Below are 18,459 nucleotides of genomic sequence, written 5' to 3'. Positions count from 1 at the left end.
AATGTGAAACAAACAAAGTTTATTACAGAAGGTGCAGCGTTATTAGCTATATATGCAATTTTATTGCTTATATCTATGTATGTTCCGATTTTGGGTACTGTTGTAACTTTTGCTTTGCCGTTACCATTTATACTATTAACGATAAGACATAAACTATCTAATGTGCTCATGATTTTTGTAGCATCACTTTTTGTTACTATTATTGTGAGTCAACCTATGAATTTAGTGAAGACAATTATGTTTGGATTGATAGGGATTGTTTTAGGATATATGTATAAAACAAGAAAAAAGTCAGTAGAAATCTTAATAGCGGGGACGCTTGCATACTTAATTGGTTTTGTACTTATTTATGTTGCGAGTATAAAGTTTTTCAACATAGATATAATGAAGCAAATGCAAAGTATGTTTAGTGAAAGTATGGTGCAAAGTGAAAAGATAGTAAGTGCTACAGGTATGCCGATTAGTAAGGAACAAAAAGAGTTACTTACACAAATGAATGATATATTACAATCGTTATTTCCAAGTATACTTGTTCTAGTTTCAGTATGTTTTTCTTGGATTACAGTGATAATATCAGGTAGTGTTTTGAAAAAGTTAAAACATGACATTATACCTTGGCCTAAATTTAAAGATATACAATTACCAAAGAGTATTGTTTGGTATTACGTTATATTTATTTTGTTAGCAACTTTTATAAAAGTAGAACCAACATCATATTTACATATGGTATTTTCTAACCTAAATGTCATATTTACACTATTGCTTGTACTGCAAGGTCTGACATTTATCGCCTTTTTAGCGTATAGAAAAGGTTTTACTAAAGGGATTCCTATTATTAGTTTTATTGCATGCATGTTTATTCCGATGCTGTTTCCTCTTGTGACAATCTTAGGTATAATTGACTTAGGGATTTCATTGCGTTCTAAAATAGGGGGATAAAACAATATTCCTTATACTATTTTAATCTGTTTAACTAACTGGAAGGTGAGTTAGTTTTACTTTATAGGAGTTGTATACATGCCTGAATTTGATAAGAAACAGTGGTTTTTATATCCTGTTTATGTATTGGCATTTTTTGTGTTTGTGCTCATTTCAATTCTCTGTTATTTTCATTTAATTATGGGAATAGCTGCTTTTGTCATTTTTTGTATCGTATTTTTTATCGTTATACGATTTGAACTTAATTTTCAAAGGAATTTCGAAAAGCATACGACAGATATGATTACAAGAGTAAAGAAAGTAAGTAATGAAGCATTTAACCAAATGCCGATTGGTATTTTGTTATACAATAAGGATTATGGGATTGATTGGGCAAATCCTTATTTATCTTCATGTCTGGGACAGCATGCATTAGCTGGATGGCACCTTTACGATGTATCAGAAACATTACTTCTTTTCATTAAAGGAGAAACTTCTGATGATATAGTCTCTTTAAATAATCGAAAGTTTCGCGTTTTTGTAAGGAAAGAAGAAAAGTTAATTTATTTCTTTGATGTAACGGAACAAACAGAAATCGAAAAGATGTATGAGGATCAACGTACTGTTTTAGCTGTAATTTATTTGGATAATTATGATGAAGTTACACAAGGATTAGATGATCAATTACGTACGAATATAACAAGTCTTGTGACATCGCGACTAAATGAATGGGCACTTAAGTATGGTGCGTATTTAAAACGTGCATCTTCAGAAAGATTCTTCGTTGTGCTAAATGAAAGTATTCTGACGCAAATGGAGAAAGGGAAATTTAGTATTTTAGATCAGGTGCGTGAAGAAACATCTAAAAGGAATATACCACTTACATTAAGTGTAGGTGTCGGATCAGGTGATTTACCTTTGTCAGAGCTTGGGGCAATGGCTCAATCTGGTTTAGACCTTGCGCTTGGACGCGGGGGAGATCAAGTAGCTATTAAACAAGCGACAGGTAAAGTTAAGTTCTATGGAGGCAAGACAAATCCGGTTGAAAAGCGTACCCGTGTACGTGCTAGGGTCATTTCGCATGCGTTAAAGGATTTAGTATTAGAAAGTAGTAATGTCATTATCATGGGGCATAGGGCTCCTGATATGGACGCAATTGGTGCTGCGATTGGTATTTTAAAAGTGGCTCAATTAAACGAGCGTAAAGGATATATTGTATTAGATGAAAATGATTCTGATAAGGGAATTAAACGCTTGATGGACAAAGTGAAACAAAATGAGGAATTATGGTCTCACTTTATTACTCCAGAGCAAGCGATGGAATTTGCGAATGATGAGTCATTACTTGTTGTTGTTGATACACATAAACCTTCTATGGTGATGGAACAAAAATTGTTACATAAAATTGAAAATGTAGTAGTTATCGATCATCATCGCCGTGGAGAAGATTTTATTGAAGATCCATTGCTAGTTTATATGGAACCATATGCTTCTTCAACGGCAGAACTGGTTACAGAATTACTTGAGTATCAACCGAAAAATTTAAAGATGACAATGTTAGAAGCAACGGCATTGTTAGCGGGGATTATTGTCGACACGAAAAGTTTCACATTCCGGACGGGGGCTCGTACGTTTGATGCTGCTTCCTATTTACGCTCACATGGTGCAGATACTGTACTTGTACAAGAACTTTTAAAGGAAGATATGGATCAGTATTTACGGGTTGCAAAAGCTATAAAAAATGCGTACATTTATAAAAATGGAATTGCGATTGCTAAAGTTGATAGTGATGATTACTACGATCAAGTGCTTATTGCGCAATCAGCTGACACGTTATTAACAATGACAGGAATTATTGCATCATTTGTTGTTGCGAAACGTGGCGAGAATCTCATTGGAATTAGCAGCAGGTCTTTAGGTGAAGTGAATGTGCAGCTAATTATGGAAAACTTAGGTGGTGGCGGGCATTTGACGAATGCAGCCACACAAATGAAAAATGTTACAGTAGATGAAGCCGAGGAGAAGCTTCGATTTGTTATTGATGACTATTTACAGGGAGGCACACAATCATGAAAGTAATTTTTCTAAAAGACGTAAAAGGTAAAGGTAAAAAAGGAGAAGTAAAAAACGTACCAGATGGCTATGCAAATAACTTCTTACTAAAACAGGGATTGGCTGCTGAAGCAACAAATAGCAGTATGAAAACTTTAGAAGCTCAAAAGCGTAAAGAAGAAAAAGATGCAGCAGCAGAAGTTGAGAATGCAAAAGAGCTGAAAGAAACATTAGAGAAATTAACTGTAGAAGTAAAAGCGAAATCTGGAGAAGGTGGCCGTTTATTCGGTTCTATTACGAGCAAACAAATCGTAGATGCGATGCAAAAATCACATAAAATTAAACTTGATAAACGTAAATTTGAAATGGATGATGCAATCCGTGCATTAGGCTACACAAATGTAACAGTGAAATTGCATCCGCAAGTAACAGCGACAGTAAAAGTTCATGTTAGTGAACAATAAAAATAAATTAAGCAAGGAGGATTGCGTATGAGTGATGTACTTGCTGATCGTACCCCTCCGCATAATATAGAAGCCGAGCAGGCGGTTTTAGGGGCCATATTAATTGATCAAGATGCGTTAACATCAGCATCAGAGTTATTGGTACCTGACTCATTCTATCGAACGAAACATCAAAAGATTTTTGAGGTAATGCTTGGGTTATCTGACAAAGGAGAACCGATCGATTTAGTAATAATGACATCAGCGATGGCTGATCAAGGATTACTAGAAGAAGTTGGTGGAGTGTCTTATCTAGCAGAGTTAGCAGAAGTTGTTCCAACAGCTGCTAACGTTGAATATTATGCACGTATCATCGCTGAAAAGGCACTTTTACGTCGTTTAATTCGAACAGCGACTCATATTGTGTCGGATGGATACGAGAGAGAAGATGACGTAGACGGCCTTTTAAATGAGGCCGAGAAAAAAATATTAGAAGTATCCCATCAAACGAATGCAAAAGCATTTCAAAATATTAAAGATGTTCTTGTAGATGCTTATGATAAAATTGAACTTTTGCATAATCAAAAAGGTGAAGTTACTGGGATACCAACTGGATTTACTGAATTAGATAAGATGACGGCAGGTTTCCAGCGAAATGATTTAATCATCGTAGCAGCACGTCCGTCAGTAGGGAAAACTGCATTTTCATTAAATATTGCACAAAACGTAGCGACGAAAACGGATGAAAATGTAGCGATTTTTAGTTTGGAGATGGGCTCCGATCAGCTTGTTATGCGTATGCTTTGTGCAGAAGGAAATATCGATGCGCAAAGACTTCGTACCGGGTCATTAACTTCTGATGATTGGGCGAAATTAACAATGGCGATGGGTAGTCTTTCAAATGCCGGTATATATATTGATGATACACCAGGAATTAAGGTAAATGAGATTCGAGCGAAATGTCGTAGACTAAAGCAAGAACAAGGTCTTGGTATGGTTTTAATTGACTACTTACAGCTTATTCAAGGAAGTGGGAAATCAGGTGAGAACCGTCAGCAGGAGGTATCTGAGATTTCTCGTACTTTAAAAGGGATTGCGCGTGAATTGCAAGTGCCTGTTATTGCCTTATCACAGTTATCTCGTGGTGTAGAATCTCGTCAGGATAAACGCCCGATGATGTCTGATATTCGTGAATCTGGTAGTATTGAGCAGGATGCTGATATTGTAGCTTTCCTATATCGTGAAGATTACTATGACCGTGAAACGGAAAATAAAAATACGATTGAAATTATCATTGCAAAACAACGTAATGGTCCGGTAGGTTCAGTAGAGCTTGCGTTTGTTAAAGAATTTAATAAATTCGTTAATTTAGAACGACGCTTTGAGGATGGGGCATAAAGGCAGTATAAAAAAGAAACACATTTCTTATAATAAGATGTGTTTCTTTTTTTATGGGATAAAGATAAGGCTTTCATAAGGTGAAAATATAATTCTTACGAACGAAAATGATTTTTAATAAAAAAATGTTCGCTTTTTGGTTGACTTCTTTTTCGGTTTTGGTACAATTATATTGTTTGAATAGATCGTTTGAAAATTGCGGAGGTGCTTTAATAATGTCTTCAGTAGTAGTTGTAGGAACACAATGGGGCGACGAAGGAAAAGGTAAAATCACTGATTTTCTTTCTGAGCATGCGGAAGTAGTTGCAAGATATCAAGGTGGAAATAACGCGGGACATACAATTGTTTTCGGCGGAGTTAAATATAAGTTACACTTAATTCCATCTGGTATTTTCTATAAAGAGAAAATTTGTGTAATCGGAAATGGCTTAGTAGTAGATCCGAAAGCATTACTTGAAGAGTTAAAATACTTACACGACCGTGGTGTAAGTACTGATAATTTACGTGTAAGTAACCGTGCACACGTTATTTTACCTTATCACTTAAAACAAGATGAGTTAGAAGAGGCTAGTAAAGGTGATAACAAAATCGGTACAACGAAAAAAGGTATCGGTCCTGCATATATGGATAAAGCTGCTCGTATTGGTATCCGTATGGCTGATCTTTTAGACCGTGAAGCATTTAAAGAGAAGCTTGAGCGCAATTTAGTAGAGAAAAATCGTTTGTTTGAAAAAATGTACGATACAGAAGGTTTCAGCGTAGAGGAAATCTTTGAAGAGTACTTCGAATATGGACAACAAATCGCACAATATGTATGCGACACATCTGTTGTATTAAATGATGCACTAGATAACAATCACCGTGTATTATTTGAAGGTGCACAAGGTGTTATGCTTGATATTGACCACGGTACGTACCCGTTCGTTACATCTTCTAACCCGATTGCGGGTGGTGTAACAGTTGGAACTGGAGTTGGCCCTGCGAAAGTTACTCGCGTTGTAGGTGTATGTAAAGCATATACAAGCCGTGTTGGTGACGGTCCATTCCCTACTGAACTTAATGATGAAATTGGTCATCAAATTCGTGAAGTTGGTCGTGAGTACGGAACAACAACTGGTCGTCCGCGCCGCGTAGGTTGGTTCGATAGCGTTGTTGTAAGACATGCGCGTCGTGTTAGTGGTTTAACGGATCTATCATTAAATTCTATCGACGTTCTAACAGATATTCCAACTCTTAAAATTTGTGTTGCTTACAAATACAATGGCGAAGTTATCGATGAAGTTCCAGCAAACTTAAACATTTTAGCGAAATGTGAGCCTGTATATGAAGAGCTTCCAGGTTGGACAGAAGATATTACTGGTGTAAAATCATTAGACGAGCTTCCTGAAAATGCAAGAAAATACGTAGAACGTGTTTCTGAGTTAACAGGAATTCAATTATCTATGTTCTCAGTTGGACCAGATCGTAACCAAACGAATATTGTTCGTAATGTATACGAAGCTTAATTGATATTTTTAGAAAAAACTCATGTCCGCATGAGTTTTTTCTTATCTTTTATAAAAAAATGAAAAAAAGTATTGCGAAGAATACAGAATACATGTTATGATACATCTTGTCGTCACGAAAATATGACGTTGGTGAGTATGAGCCATTAGCTCAGTTGGTAGAGCATCTGACTTTTAATCAGAGGGTCGAAGGTTCGAATCCTTCATGGCTCACCATTTTATTTTTCGTGGCCCGTTGGTCAAGTGGTTAAGACACCGCCCTTTCACGGCGGTAACACGGGTTCGAATCCCGTACGGGTCATGTTTTTTTATGCTTATTTTTGGTCCCGTGGTGTAGTGGTTAACATGCCTGCCTGTCACGCAGGAGATCGCCGGTTCGACCCCGGTCGGGACCGCCACTTTTGTTTATACCACCATTAGTGGTTTTATATATAGTTTTGGCTCGGTAGCTCAGTCGGTAGAGCAGAGGACTGAAAATCCTCGTGTCGGCGGTTCGATTCCGTCCCGAGCCACTCTCAGGATATTAAGTGGGCCCACTTAATATCCTTTTTATTTATGTAATTTTACAAAACTGAGTAGTTATTTTAAAATAGAACGAGGAGCCTCTAGCAGTTGAAGCTAGAGGTTTTTCTATAGATCGTATAGGATGCCGTGTAAAAGTGGATCATACATGAGTCTATGAGAATAGAGGAGAAAATACTTAAACAAAGGATGCGGTCATATAGGACATACTATGTAAACATCGATATGTTTAGGGATTATTGACCATATTTTTATAAGGAGGAAATAGACGATGATGGGAAAGAAAATTTTAGTAGTTGATGATGAAAAGCCGATTGCAGATATTTTGAAGTTTAATCTAGAAAAAGAAGGTTTTGAAATAGTAATGGCGCATGATGGTGATGAAGCAATTGAAAAAGCTAATGAAGAACAACCAGATATGGTTTTATTAGATATTATGCTACCGGGTAAAGATGGATTAGAGGTTTGCCGTGAAATACGTAAAAGTTCAGAAATGCCGATTATTATGCTTACAGCAAAGGACTCTGAGATTGATAAAGTATTAGGGCTTGAGCTTGGGGCAGATGATTATGTAACGAAGCCATTTAGTACGAGGGAATTACTTGCTCGTGTGAAGGCGAATTTACGCCGTCATCAACAAGGTGGTTCTGCAGAAAAAGAAGAAAATACAGAAATGGTTATTGGACCAATTGTTATTAATCCAAATGCATATAGTGTAACGAAGCGCGAGGAAAATATCGAGCTTACACATCGTGAATTTGAGTTGCTACATTATTTAGCGAAACATTTAGGACAAGTTATGACACGCGAACATTTATTACAAACAGTTTGGGGTTATGACTATTTTGGAGATGTGCGCACAGTAGACGTAACAGTACGTCGTTTGCGTGAAAAAATTGAAGATAATCCAAGCCATCCTACTTTAATTGTAACTAGACGTGGAGTAGGGTATTACTTGCGTGACCCAGAGCAGGAATAGTATATGAAGAAAGTTGGTTTTTTTCAATCTATTCATTTAAAATTTGTGCTTATATATATGCTATTAATATTAATAGCGATGCAAGTTATTGGGGTTTATTTCGTAAGGGAATTAGAGAAGAGCCTAGTACAAGGTTTTAGGGATTCTTTAACGCAGCAAACAAACTTATTATCATATAACTTGAAACAAGAGTTTAAAAAAAGTTATACAAAAGCAGAAACAGAGTCAACAGATGAAACCATTAAAACTTCTATTCGAAAATTTGCCTCTGATCAAAAGAAAGTTATACAAGAGGTAAGTGTATTTGATTCGCATAGAAAGTTATTGGCTATTTCAGATGAATCAAAGCAGAATAAGGTGAATAGAACATCAACTGATATAGCTGTTCAGCGAGTGTTAGTACAAAAAAAGCCAGAAGTGAAAATTGAGAAGGATGGTAGTACAGGCCATCGTGTTCAAGTTATGCTTACTCCGATTCTAGATGATAATGGCAAGGATGCGCTTGGTGTTATATACATCGTTGCATCTATGGAAGATGTATATAAACAAATGAAGGATATAAATCAAATTTTTGCTACGGGAACAGTAATTGCCTTATTAGTAACGGCCGTACTTGGGATTTTATTGGCTCAAACAATTACAAGACCAATTTCAGATATGCGGAGACAAGCAATCGAAATGGCAAAAGGAAATTATTCGAGAAAAGTAAAAGTGCATAGCCATGATGAAATTGGACAACTGGCATTATCCTTCAATAATTTATCAAAAAAATTACAACAAGCTCGTTCTTCTACAGAAAGTGAAAGGCGTAAATTATCATCCGTTTTATCACATATGACAGATGGAGTAATTGCTACTGACCGAAAAGGGGATATTATTTTACTAAATGACCCTGCGGAAAAGATGTTAAATGTTTCTCGTGAAACAGCGCTCGATCAATCTGTTTTAGAGGTATTAGGGATACAGGAAGAATTTACGCTCGATCATTTATATGAAGAGCCAGATTCTGTGTTATTAGATTTTAGTACGAGAAACGAACCATATATTTTACGTGCTAGTTTCTCTGTTATTCAAAAAGAAACAGGGAAGGCCAATGGCTTAATTGCTGTACTATATGATGTAACAGAGCAGGAGCGTATAGAAGGGGAACGCCGTGAGTTTGTGGCGAATGTCTCTCATGAATTAAGGACGCCATTAACGACGATGCGCAGTTATTTAGAGGCACTTACAGATGGAGCGTGGCAGGATCCGAATATTGCACCACAATTTTTAACGGTTACACAAGAAGAAACAGAAAGAATGATTAGACTTGTAAATGCGTTGTTACAGCTATCTAAACTTGATAGTACAGAGCACCGTTTAATGAAAGAATGGGTCGACTTTACTGATTTCTTTAATAATGTTATTGATCGCTTTGAAATGTCTAAAGAGCAAAATGTAAGTTTCAAACGATCTTTCTCTAAAAAATCTAGGTTTATTGATATGGATACTGACAAAATTACTCAAGTGCTGTATAACATTATTTCTAACGCATTAAAGTATTCACCAGAAGGTGGAACAGTAACATATCGCTTACGTGATCGCGGTGATTTATTAGAAATTAGCGTAAGTGACCAAGGAATGGGTATTCCAAAAGAAAACGTTGATAAAATCTTTGAACGTTTTTATCGCGTAGATAAAGCTCGTTCAAGACAAATGGGTGGTACGGGACTTGGATTAGCAATTGCAAAAGAAATGATTGAGGCACATGGTGGCTCTATTTGGGCGAAGAGTGAAGAAGGAAAAGGGACAACTATTTATTTCACGTTACCAATGGCAGCAGATGAAGAGGACGATTGGGAATGAGTATGGAAAACTTTAAAACAATAGTTTTAATTAACCTAGTCGTAATTAGCCTATTTCTTACTTTTAACCTATGGACGTATGTGCCAGATTCTACATCCATGCAAAACGCGAAATTTGTACAGGGCAATGAAGGAACGAATCAAACTAAAATTGCCGATGTTGTCCGTCCTACTTCTATCATCGTGCATAAAGATAAAAATCATTATGGGAGCAGAAGAGAGGCAGATATAGAATCAATCTATAAGCCTCTGGAAGTAGGGGAACTACATGAGTTTAGAGAGATATCAATCACTAAGGGTGATTTCCTGTCCTATGTGCATGGTGAAGGGAAAATTGAACTTGTTTTCCCTACCGATATCCCATTTGATGCAGTTAAATCCATGTTTAACATGAAAGAGAAAGGTACAGATAAGCCTAAACATTTTAATCGTATTCTTCTTGATCCTTCTAGAAGTAAGGATCAAGAAATTAAAATTAACTTTGTTTCTGATGGTGATAACTTTAAAATATATGAGGCAAAATTAAGTGGCGTGTATTTAAAAGATATTGTAAATGCCCAAAATCAATTTATAGTATCAGCAAAGCCTTATTTTGATTATCAAATCAATGATATGAAAAAGTTATTTTTACCAGATGGAACGACAGAGTTAAACAATATAACATATATCTCATCTAATTTAGCAGTGGATACGTTTAAGAATGCTCTGTTTAGTGATCCTCGTTATTTAAGTCCAATTACTGAGATATCGAAAGAAACATTTACAGATGGTATTAGATCTATGGAAATTGAAGACGATCGTCACATGCTAAAGTATAAAAACTCTTCTGTCTTAACTGAGAAAACGATAGATAATTTAATGCTGTTACAAAAAAGCTTTGAATTCGTAAGTGGTCACAGTGGAAGTTTGGATTCATATCGTTTGGACTATATGAATAAAGGAGAGACAGTGTTTCGCTTACATGAAGATGGATATTCCGTATTCAATACAGATGGATTAGCTGAATTGAGACAAAAATGGGGATCAGAAGAAGTAATGGAATATGAAAGACCGTTGCTGTCTTTAAATACTAAAGGCATAGAACAGAAGGTTACTCTTCCGTCAGGGCATGTTGTAATAGCATCTCTAGAAAATAATCCAGAGATAAAGAAACAAGTAATTAAGGATATTGGTATTGGATACAAGTTATCACTAGATGGACAAGTAGTTCGACTACAACCAATTTGGTATGTAAAACTTGTTGAAGGTGAAACAGGTAAACAGAAAATCTATGAGTGGAGTGAGGGAGGACTAAATGGATTGGGATCGGATTAAAACCATATTTATTGTGACCTTTTTTGTTTTGGACCTCTTTCTCATTTTTCAATTCATTCAAAAGCAAGATAGTAATCAATTGGAGCTTATTGCAGAAACAAAGATAGATCAAGAATTAAAGGCAAACAAAATTACTATAGGGAATATCCCTAAGGAACCGAAAAAAGAGTCGTTTATTAGAGCGGAAAATAAAGCCTTTAAAGAAGATGATATACAGTCTTTGAAAAATCAAACGGCGCATATACAAAATATGTACAAGATAGAAAGTAAGCTAAAAGAGCCTTTTTTAAATACGAAATCATTATCAAAAGATAAGTATAATGAATTTTTGAAGAACTATGTATTGGATGGACAAAAGTATGAATTTGGAGCGGTGAAAGACTTTAAAATTTATTTCTTCCAAAAATATAAAGATAAGCCTATTTTCTATAATAATCAGGCGATGATTGTTGTGGAATTAAATGAAAAAAATGAACTTGTTTCATATACGCAGACAATGCTAACTGATTTAAAAGAAATGGGCGAAGGTGAAAAAACGAAAGAGCAAGAAATTATTACGGCTCAAACAGCTTTAGAAAATTTGTATTTAAAAAATAAAATTCATGGAAATACGCATGTTAAAGAAGCACAAATTGGCTATGCCACTCTTACCGCATCTACTTCTAATAACCAAGTACTTGCTCCAACGTGGAATTTAAAAACGGAGCAGAAACAGGACTTCTTTGTGAATGCAATTGAAGGACAAGTTATGGAATTAGGGGAAAAGGAAAATCAAGTGGTTGATGAACATACTGGAGTGAGAAAGAATGGGGTTGCATTTTAGCGTACTTGCAAGTGGAAGTACAGGAAATATGCTATACGTAGGAACCGATGAAAAAAAATTACTAGTCGATGCAGGTTTAAGTGGTAAAGCGACAGAGGCTTTATTTAAACAAGCAGAACTGAATATAAATGATGTATCAGGTATTCTTGTAACACATGAGCATAGTGATCATATTAAAGGGTTAGGTGTATTGGCGCGTAAATATGATTTACCCGTTTATGCGAATGAGAAAACATGGAATGCAATGGAACATTTAATAGGAAATATCCCAACTGAGCAAAAATTCATTTTCTCAGTTGGGGATGTGAAAACATTTGGTGATATTGAAGTCGAATCATTTGGAGTTTCTCATGATGCGGCAGAACCGATGTTTTATGCTTTCCATAACAATAATAGGAAATTAGCACTTATTACAGATACGGGATACGTAAGCGACCGTATGAAGGGCGTTATTAAGGGAGCTAATGCTTTCGTATTTGAAAGTAATCATGATGTGGAAATGCTTCGTATGGGACGTTACCCATGGAGCATTAAACGACGTATTTTAAGCGACGTTGGGCATGTTTGTAATGAAGATGCTGCATTAGCAATGGCAGATGTAATTACAGATGAGACAAAGCATATTTATTTAGCCCATTTAAGCTTAGATAATAACATGAAAGAACTAGCTCGTATGTCAGTATCACAAGTACTAGAGGAAAAAGGATTTGGAGTGGGTGAATCCTTTGAAATTCACGATACAGATCCAAAAATGCCTACAAAAATTCAATACGTATAATTCTTCATTTTAGTAAACAATAAAGGTGAATATAGTTGTTTTCAGGAAGATGGGTGAACAAATATGTCCTTTATTGATGAAGAAAATTATCGTATGAAACGTGCAGGGAAAAAGAAGCATAAAGGTATAGTTCTTTCTAGTATAGCGGGAACAATTGTAGGAGCTTCTTTATTTGCGTTTGGAGCTCCTTTATTTTCAAATTCTGCTGATACGCTTCCGCAAGCTGAAGCAAGCGGAAGTAATATGGCCGAAGCTCAAGGAATTAAACAGATTAGCTTTGTAGATGCTGTTGACCGTGCATCTGAAGCTGTTGTGGGCGTTATTAACATTCAACGAGATAACTTTTCAGAGGCAGATTCAGAGGCTGGTACAGGATCAGGAGTAATTTATAAAAAGACAAATGGTCAAGCTTATATTGTAACGAATAATCATGTTGTAGCTGGAGCGAATCGTATTGAAGTAAGTTTAAGTGACGGTAAGAAGGTTCCTGGAAAAGTATTAGGAACCGATGTAGTCACAGATTTAGCTGTATTAGAAATAGATGCAAAGCATGTGAAAAAAATAATTGAAATCGGCGATTCTAATACTGTTCGCAGAGGAGAGCCAGTCATTGCGATTGGAAATCCACTCGGACTGCAATTCTCTGGAACTGTTACACAAGGTATTATTTCAGCTAATGAACGTATTGTCCCTGTAGATTTAGATCAAGATGGACACTATGATTGGCAAGTAGAAGTGTTACAAACGGATGCGGCGATTAATCCGGGGAATAGTGGCGGTGCGCTTGTAAATGCAGCAGGACAATTAATTGGTATTAATTCAATGAAAATTGCTGCAAAAGAAGTAGAAGGAATCGGACTTGCTATTCCGGTGACTAGGGCTGTTCCGATTATGAATGAACTTGAGAAGTATGGAAAAGTAAGAAGGCCGTATGTTGGGATTGAACTTAGGTCATTAAATGAAATTCCAAACTATTATTGGTCAAAAACATTACATTTACCAGGTACTGTAACAGAAGGAGTTTGTATTTTGGATGTGAAAAGTCCTTCGCCAGGCGCAGATGCTGGTTTAAGAGAACATGATGTTATTGTGGCAGTAGATGGAAAACCGATTCGCGATATTATTGGATTCCGCACGGCCTTATATGATAAGGAAATTAATGATAAAATGACTCTTACGTTTTATCGTGGTACAAAAAGAGTAACAACAACAGTGAAATTAGGCATTCAAAAGTATTAAAAACAGGAGGGCCTACCTCCTGTTTTCTATTGTAGAAAAGTGAGGTGAAGAAAATGAATTTACCTTGTTGTTTAGAACATGTTGAATTAGCGTTAGATATTATTGTGGATGAGTGTGAAGTTGCGCCGGTTATCAACAATGTGGATAACTCAGAAAAAGAGAAAAAAACATGTGAATTTTGTCAAAATGAGGCGACATATGTTGTATCGAACACAGATTCTCACACAATATGTGGGTAGTGTTTGTGGATATGTGGATAAGTTTTGTGGATAACATGTTTGTAAGGTGGATGATACGTGTGAATATCTCGATTATTTCAATTGGGAAATTAAAAGAAAAATATTTGAAACAAGGTATAGCAGAATACTTAAAACGATTATCAGCATACGCAAAAGTAGAAGTAATTGAATTGCCCGATGAAAAGGCGCCAGAAAATTTAAGTGAAGCAGAAATGTTAATTGTAAAGGAAAAAGAAGGTATACGTATACTGGATAAAATTTCTGATGACACGCATGTGATTGCATTAGCTATAGAAGGAAAGCAAAAGTCATCAGAAGAATTTGCGGTAAGTCTAGATCGCCTTGCTACATACGGAAAGAGTAAAGTCGCATTTGTAATTGGTGGATCACTCGGACTAAGTTCAGAAGTGATGAAGCGTTCAAACGAATCACTTTCTTTTTCAAAGATGACATTACCACACCAATTAATGCGATTAGTATTGCTTGAACAAGTGTATAGAGCGTTTCGGATTAATCGTGGGGAACCGTATCATAAGTAAATGAGGTTTTTTACACGTTATTTTATATAACGTGTACTTTTATTTGTTAAGCAGTTTGCGGGCGTTTAGAAATATTTTATGTTAGTATTAATAATTAGATACTATAGTAATCAAACTTAGAAAAAGGTGTTAATTTCAATGAAAGTAATTTCTTTGTTTTCTGGTGCGGGTGGGCTAGATTTAGGATTTGTTCAAGCTGGGCATCAAATAATTTGGGCTAATGATATTGATAAAGATGCGGTTGAAACGTATAAAAAAAATCTAGGAAACCATATAGTGTTGAAAGATTTAAAAGAAGTGGATACTAATGATATACCTGATGCTGATATTGTAATCGGGGGATTTCCTTGTCAGGGATTTTCTGTGGCTAATAGGAATAGAGGTACTGGGGACGAACGGAATACACTTTATTTGGAGATGTTAAGAGTTATTCGGGATAAGAAACCAACATTTTTTGTTGCAGAAAATGTAAAAGGAATATTAAGTTTAGATAAGGGATCAGTTATTAAAATGATTTGTAAGGATTTTGAAAATGCTGGCTATAAAGTGAAATATAAATTATTTAATTTAGCAGATTACGGTGTCCCACAAAAAAGAGAACGTGTTATTTTTATTGGGGTTAGGAATGATATGAATTTTGAATATGAATTCCCTATGCCTACTCATGAAGAAAATCCAACCTTTGATTTATTTAATCAAAATGCGTTACAAAGGTGGGTTAGTATCAGCGAAGTTTTAGCGGGTTTACCAGAACCGAGTGAAGATTCGAAGATATTAAATCATGTTTGTTCTAATTATAAAATTATTGAAAATAAAAATTTTACGGGACATAGAATGATAAATCCTGATAAACCTTCTCCTACTATTTTAGCTAGAGGCAATGGCAAAGGGGGAGTAGTAGTTATTCACCACCCGAGTAATACTAGGCGCATGTCAGTTAGAGAAACTGCTATTATTCAAGGATTTCCCATGGATTTTGAATTTATCGGTTCTAAAACATCATGTTATCGACAAATAGGAAATGCAGTTCCACCTATTTTTGGGAAACAGATAGCGATACAATTTAACCAATTTGGATAAAGAGAGTGAATGAATATAATGAAAGTAATTTCGCTGTTTTCAGGTGCTGGAGGAATGGATTTAGGATTTATTCAAGCTGGACATGAAATAATTTGGGCAAATGATCTATATGAGGATGCAGCTGAAACTTATAAAAAAAATATCGGCAATCATATAGTGTTAAAAGATTTAAAAGAAGTGGATACTAATAATATACCAGATGGAGATATTGTCATTGGTGGATTTCCTTGTCAAGGATTTTCCGTAGCTAATATGAATCGATCTGTAGATGATGAAAGAAATACACTCTATTTAGAGATGTTAAGAGTTATTCAAGATAAACAGCCGAAGTTCTTTGTGGCTGAGAATGTAAAAGGTATTTTAAGTTTAGGAAAAGGTGCAGTTATCAAAATGATTTGTAAGGATTTTGAGAATGCTGGCTACAATGTACAATATAAACTTTTAAATGCAGCTGATTATGGTGTACCACAAACTAGACAACGTGTTTTTATAGTGGGTGTACGAAAAGATTTAGATTTAACTTATAGTTATCCAACCCCTACTCATGAGGAGAGTCCGACTTTTGATTTATTTAATTTAAATGCTCTTCAGAAATGGGTGACTATTGGAGAGGCTTTGTCTGATATACCAGAACCAGATGAAGCTCATAATCTGTTAAATCATGTGTATAGTCAATATCGTTTGAAATTTAATGGCTATATCGGGCACAGGGTTACAGACCCAAACAAACCATCGCCAACTATTACTGCTAGAGGGGATAATAAAGGTGGCGCTGTGATAAATCACCATCCTAAAAATCATAGAAGATTATCTGTTAGGGAAGTAGCAATCATTCAGAGTTTCCCTTTAGATTATGAATTTGTAGGTTCGACTACATCCTGTTATCGGCAGATTGGGAATGCTGTACCGCCACTATTAGCTTATTATGTAGCTAAAGAAATAAGTTCTTGAAATTTTACTAAGGGATGTAATAAGTCAATATTACATCCCTTTAGAATACTATAAATCAAAATTTTCAGCAGAATTTATTAAATTTTCAATATATACATCTACATCTATATTAAGTGCAGTAGCATTTTCCAAAGCTTTTTTGTAACTTTCTCCTGAAATTCTAACCATACTTTGTAATAGTTGTTCAGGGTGACACCAAGGACAGTTGTCACAATCAAAAGTAGTACATTTCTTACAAACCTCCCGTTTCCTCCCGTTGCAGATTTTACACATAGTTTGTAATTTTCCTGCCCAATTTGGATCTGTGATATCTATTTCGTCACCTGTAATTTGAATAGGGGTTTTGTGATCAGGCTCTAAAAAACTCTCTTCAAATGTATTTTGACAAATTGCACAGCGGAAATTATCCCGTTCAAAAATGAAAGACTTCATTTTTTTTGTAATTGTAGTTCTTCGTTTAATATTATCAACATCTTGTTCAATACTATTTAGTTTATATTGTTGCATTCTTTGATTATTTTCGTAAGTATAACTACGAGATAAATCAAAACCACATTCCTCTAGAACTGTGACTGTTCTGCTTGGATCACCATATTTTCTAGTGCCATCAGGCTTTTCGCCTTCTATTTCTGTACGTGTATGCCAATTTAAATCCTTTAAAACTGCAAACGCATGAGTAGCACGCTTCTCGGTAAAAATGTATTCTCTACCTAAATCATAGATAATAATATTTTGAGAGCTTTCAACAATTCCCATCGCTCTTTTATAAAACAAATCAAATAAATTTTTAATTTCTGCGGGATTACTGCTGCTTGTAATTTTATCAGCAAAGGTTAAAGTCGTTTCATTAATTGGGATAAATTTTTTATAGAATCCGCCGATATTTTCAGAAATTTCGTAAATCCTAGTCATAAGCGATTTGTTTGTTGTTAAAGTAAAGCTAATAATATTTTCTTCGATACCTATTTTAAATTGGATGCTTTTTAAGTTCCCAGTTGTATAGGGTTGAATTATTAAAGAGTCCCCGGATACTTGAGAAGTTTGTTCTATTAAACCTTTTAAATGTAATAACAATAAAATCTCCGCCCCTAAGTATAATAATATTTTCTACCTTTATTATACAAAAATTAGAGATTATTGGGTAATAAGAAAAAATATAAATATATGCTATTTTAATAAACCTATACCAAAAAATGAGAAGATATATAAAATATTATAGGGTGGTTTATCAATAACTTGAAAGATAGGGGCATTGTTTTAGGCGTAATAAAGAATTTTTAAATTATATATTATAGTCATGAAAGAGAATTAGTAGTCCTAGCCTTAATTAGAGGCTAGGGCAGTTTTATTTATAAGGAGGAGATACTAATGGATTTAGGATTAGAAGGATTTTGTAGCTTCATGAATTACAAATTTAGTGTAGTTATTGATGAAGAACAGGTAGGGGAAGAAACTATGCTTTTATATAAGGAAGATCTGGATGAGAATCTCCTGTCAGAAGTATTACTGGCAATTACTCCTGATTTAGTATTAGTTCACACATATGTTTATGATACAGAAGAAAATGAGTGGATGGTTTGTATGGTATCCGATGCCAATGCCAATGCAAATTATCCACTCTTTTTAATTTGCTTAAAAGATGGAGAAAAAGTTTATGAAAAGTTATTAAAAAAATAGAAGTTCACATTTTAGACATGTTTATTTTCAGACGTTTGTAGTTATGGACTAATTACAAACGTCTTTTTATTTTTTTTCACCGAAATTAAATTATTCTAATATAATAATTTAATTGTTGATTTTATAGTTGAATATAGCTTTTAATAAAACTTGTAAAT

Annotated in this window: 17 protein-coding genes and 4 tRNA genes; 20 read left to right on the top strand and 1 reads right to left on the bottom strand. The window is 35.0% G+C overall.

From position 1 onward, the window contains the following. Positions 1 to 3 precede the first annotated feature (3 nt). The 19 genes from BCG9842_RS27155 to BCG9842_RS27065 all read left to right on the top strand — a co-directional run bounded on the left by BCG9842_RS27155 (position 4) and on the right by BCG9842_RS27065 (position 16,624). Complete coding sequence (locus BCG9842_RS27155) at positions 4 to 939, top strand: YybS family protein (protein WP_000814842.1); 936 nt, start codon at positions 4 to 6, stop codon at positions 937 to 939. 78 nt (positions 940 to 1,017) lie between these two features. Then, positions 1,018 to 2,991: a DHH family phosphoesterase gene (locus BCG9842_RS27150; RefSeq protein ID WP_001113785.1), complete on the top strand. Its 1,974-nt coding sequence runs from the start codon at positions 1,018 to 1,020 to the stop codon at positions 2,989 to 2,991. Then, positions 2,988 to 3,434 (top strand): 50S ribosomal protein L9, encoded by a 447-nt coding sequence (gene rplI / locus BCG9842_RS27145; protein WP_000864237.1) that lies wholly within the window; start codon positions 2,988 to 2,990, stop codon positions 3,432 to 3,434. Before BCG9842_RS27150 ends, rplI begins: the two co-directional genes overlap by 4 nt. A 27-nt stretch (positions 3,435 to 3,461) precedes the next feature. Then, positions 3,462 to 4,811, top strand: a complete 1,350-nt coding sequence (gene dnaB, locus BCG9842_RS27140) for a replicative DNA helicase (protein WP_001286147.1) — start codon at positions 3,462 to 3,464, stop codon at positions 4,809 to 4,811. Between the two features lie 215 nt (positions 4,812 to 5,026). Next, positions 5,027 to 6,316, top strand: a complete 1,290-nt coding sequence (locus tag BCG9842_RS27135; RefSeq protein WP_000100230.1) for an adenylosuccinate synthase — start codon at positions 5,027 to 5,029, stop codon at positions 6,314 to 6,316. 140 nt (positions 6,317 to 6,456) lie between these two features. Continuing rightward, positions 6,457 to 6,532: transfer RNA gene (locus BCG9842_RS27130), tRNA-Lys, on the top strand. 13 nt (positions 6,533 to 6,545) lie between these two features. After that, positions 6,546 to 6,617: transfer RNA gene (locus BCG9842_RS27125), tRNA-Glu, on the top strand. Positions 6,618 to 6,638: 21 nt separating this feature from the next. Then, a tRNA-Asp gene (locus tag BCG9842_RS27120) sits at positions 6,639 to 6,714 on the top strand. A gap of 41 nt (positions 6,715 to 6,755) precedes the next feature. Further along, positions 6,756 to 6,828: transfer RNA gene (locus BCG9842_RS27115), tRNA-Phe, on the top strand. A 281-nt stretch (positions 6,829 to 7,109) separates the two neighbouring features. Then, positions 7,110 to 7,817, top strand: coding sequence for a cell wall metabolism DNA-binding response regulator WalR (gene walR, locus BCG9842_RS27110; protein WP_000971869.1), 708 nt, complete (start codon positions 7,110 to 7,112; stop codon positions 7,815 to 7,817). Positions 7,818 to 7,820: 3 nt separating this feature from the next. Next, positions 7,821 to 9,662, top strand: coding sequence for a cell wall metabolism sensor histidine kinase WalK (gene walK / locus BCG9842_RS27105; protein ID WP_000755366.1), 1,842 nt, complete (start codon positions 7,821 to 7,823; stop codon positions 9,660 to 9,662). After that, positions 9,659 to 10,975, top strand: a complete 1,317-nt coding sequence (locus BCG9842_RS27100; protein WP_000061567.1) for a YycH family regulatory protein — start codon at positions 9,659 to 9,661, stop codon at positions 10,973 to 10,975. Before walK ends, BCG9842_RS27100 begins: the two co-directional genes overlap by 4 nt. Continuing rightward, positions 10,956 to 11,798, top strand: a complete 843-nt coding sequence (locus BCG9842_RS27095) for a two-component system regulatory protein YycI (protein WP_000383718.1) — start codon at positions 10,956 to 10,958, stop codon at positions 11,796 to 11,798. The genes BCG9842_RS27100 and BCG9842_RS27095 overlap by 20 nt, the downstream gene beginning before the upstream one ends. Continuing rightward, entirely contained in the window at positions 11,782 to 12,576 is a 795-nt protein-coding gene (locus BCG9842_RS27090; protein ID WP_000522837.1) for an MBL fold metallo-hydrolase, read from the top strand. Before BCG9842_RS27095 ends, BCG9842_RS27090 begins: the two co-directional genes overlap by 17 nt. Before the next feature lie 63 nt (positions 12,577 to 12,639). Continuing rightward, a complete protein-coding gene (locus BCG9842_RS27085; protein ID WP_000008032.1) occupies positions 12,640 to 13,815 on the top strand; it encodes a S1C family serine protease in 1,176 nt (391 codons plus the stop codon). Positions 13,816 to 13,868: 53 nt separating this feature from the next. Further along, a complete protein-coding gene (locus BCG9842_RS27080) occupies positions 13,869 to 14,054 on the top strand; it encodes a CxxH/CxxC protein (protein ID WP_001052827.1) in 186 nt (61 codons plus the stop codon). A gap of 59 nt (positions 14,055 to 14,113) precedes the next feature. Further along, entirely contained in the window at positions 14,114 to 14,593 is a 480-nt protein-coding gene (gene rlmH / locus BCG9842_RS27075) for a 23S rRNA (pseudouridine(1915)-N(3))-methyltransferase RlmH (protein ID WP_001027003.1), read from the top strand. Positions 14,594 to 14,731: 138 nt separating this feature from the next. Beyond that, positions 14,732 to 15,673: a DNA cytosine methyltransferase gene (locus tag BCG9842_RS27070; protein ID WP_000864805.1), complete on the top strand. Its 942-nt coding sequence runs from the start codon at positions 14,732 to 14,734 to the stop codon at positions 15,671 to 15,673. A 9-nt stretch (positions 15,674 to 15,682) separates the two neighbouring features. Then, on the top strand, positions 15,683 to 16,624 hold the full coding sequence (locus BCG9842_RS27065; protein WP_001024356.1) for a DNA cytosine methyltransferase: 942 nt from the start codon (positions 15,683 to 15,685) through the stop codon (positions 16,622 to 16,624). A 48-nt stretch (positions 16,625 to 16,672) separates the two neighbouring features. Here BCG9842_RS27065 and BCG9842_RS27060 read toward each other — a convergent pair whose 3' ends face one another. Then, the gene (locus BCG9842_RS27060) at positions 16,673 to 17,698 is read right to left on the bottom strand and encodes an HNH endonuclease (RefSeq protein ID WP_000924296.1); all 1,026 of its coding nucleotides are present in this window, start codon (positions 17,696 to 17,698) and stop codon (positions 16,673 to 16,675) included. Positions 17,699 to 17,992: 294 nt separating this feature from the next. On the opposite strand from BCG9842_RS27060, the gene BCG9842_RS27055 reads away from it, so the two are divergent. Next, positions 17,993 to 18,301 (top strand): hypothetical protein, encoded by a 309-nt coding sequence (locus BCG9842_RS27055; RefSeq protein WP_000363045.1) that lies wholly within the window; start codon positions 17,993 to 17,995, stop codon positions 18,299 to 18,301. Positions 18,302 to 18,459 lie beyond the last annotated feature (158 nt).

Origin of the sequence: Bacillus cereus G9842 (assembly GCF_000021305.1) — a bacterium.
Classification (GTDB): domain Bacteria; phylum Bacillota; class Bacilli; order Bacillales; family Bacillaceae_G; genus Bacillus_A; species Bacillus_A thuringiensis_S.
The sequence above is the reverse complement of the archived record's forward strand: the minus strand, read 5'-3'. Positions and strand labels throughout refer to the sequence as shown.

What these genes read in the sequence shown, in the direction of transcription:
- walR (WP_000971869.1), top strand. Translation starts at nt 7,110, where the DNA reads ATGATGGGAAAGAAAATTTTAGTAGTTGATGATGAAAAGCCGATTGCA.
- BCG9842_RS27150 (WP_001113785.1), top strand. Translation starts at nt 1,018, where the DNA reads ATGCCTGAATTTGATAAGAAACAGTGGTTTTTATATCCTGTTTATGTA.
- rplI (WP_000864237.1), top strand. Translation starts at nt 2,988, where the DNA reads ATGAAAGTAATTTTTCTAAAAGACGTAAAAGGTAAAGGTAAAAAAGGA.
- dnaB (WP_001286147.1), top strand. Translation starts at nt 3,462, where the DNA reads ATGAGTGATGTACTTGCTGATCGTACCCCTCCGCATAATATAGAAGCC.
- BCG9842_RS27090 (WP_000522837.1), top strand. Translation starts at nt 11,782, where the DNA reads ATGGGGTTGCATTTTAGCGTACTTGCAAGTGGAAGTACAGGAAATATG.
- BCG9842_RS27095 (WP_000383718.1), top strand. Translation starts at nt 10,956, where the DNA reads ATGGATTGGGATCGGATTAAAACCATATTTATTGTGACCTTTTTTGTT.
- BCG9842_RS27100 (WP_000061567.1), top strand. Translation starts at nt 9,659, where the DNA reads ATGAGTATGGAAAACTTTAAAACAATAGTTTTAATTAACCTAGTCGTA.
- BCG9842_RS27070 (WP_000864805.1), top strand. Translation starts at nt 14,732, where the DNA reads ATGAAAGTAATTTCTTTGTTTTCTGGTGCGGGTGGGCTAGATTTAGGA.
- BCG9842_RS27135 (WP_000100230.1), top strand. Translation starts at nt 5,027, where the DNA reads ATGTCTTCAGTAGTAGTTGTAGGAACACAATGGGGCGACGAAGGAAAA.
- BCG9842_RS27055 (WP_000363045.1), top strand. Translation starts at nt 17,993, where the DNA reads ATGGATTTAGGATTAGAAGGATTTTGTAGCTTCATGAATTACAAATTT.
- BCG9842_RS27080 (WP_001052827.1), top strand. Translation starts at nt 13,869, where the DNA reads ATGAATTTACCTTGTTGTTTAGAACATGTTGAATTAGCGTTAGATATT.
- walK (WP_000755366.1), top strand. Translation starts at nt 7,821, where the DNA reads ATGAAGAAAGTTGGTTTTTTTCAATCTATTCATTTAAAATTTGTGCTT.
- BCG9842_RS27085 (WP_000008032.1), top strand. Translation starts at nt 12,640, where the DNA reads ATGTCCTTTATTGATGAAGAAAATTATCGTATGAAACGTGCAGGGAAA.
- BCG9842_RS27065 (WP_001024356.1), top strand. Translation starts at nt 15,683, where the DNA reads ATGAATATAATGAAAGTAATTTCGCTGTTTTCAGGTGCTGGAGGAATG.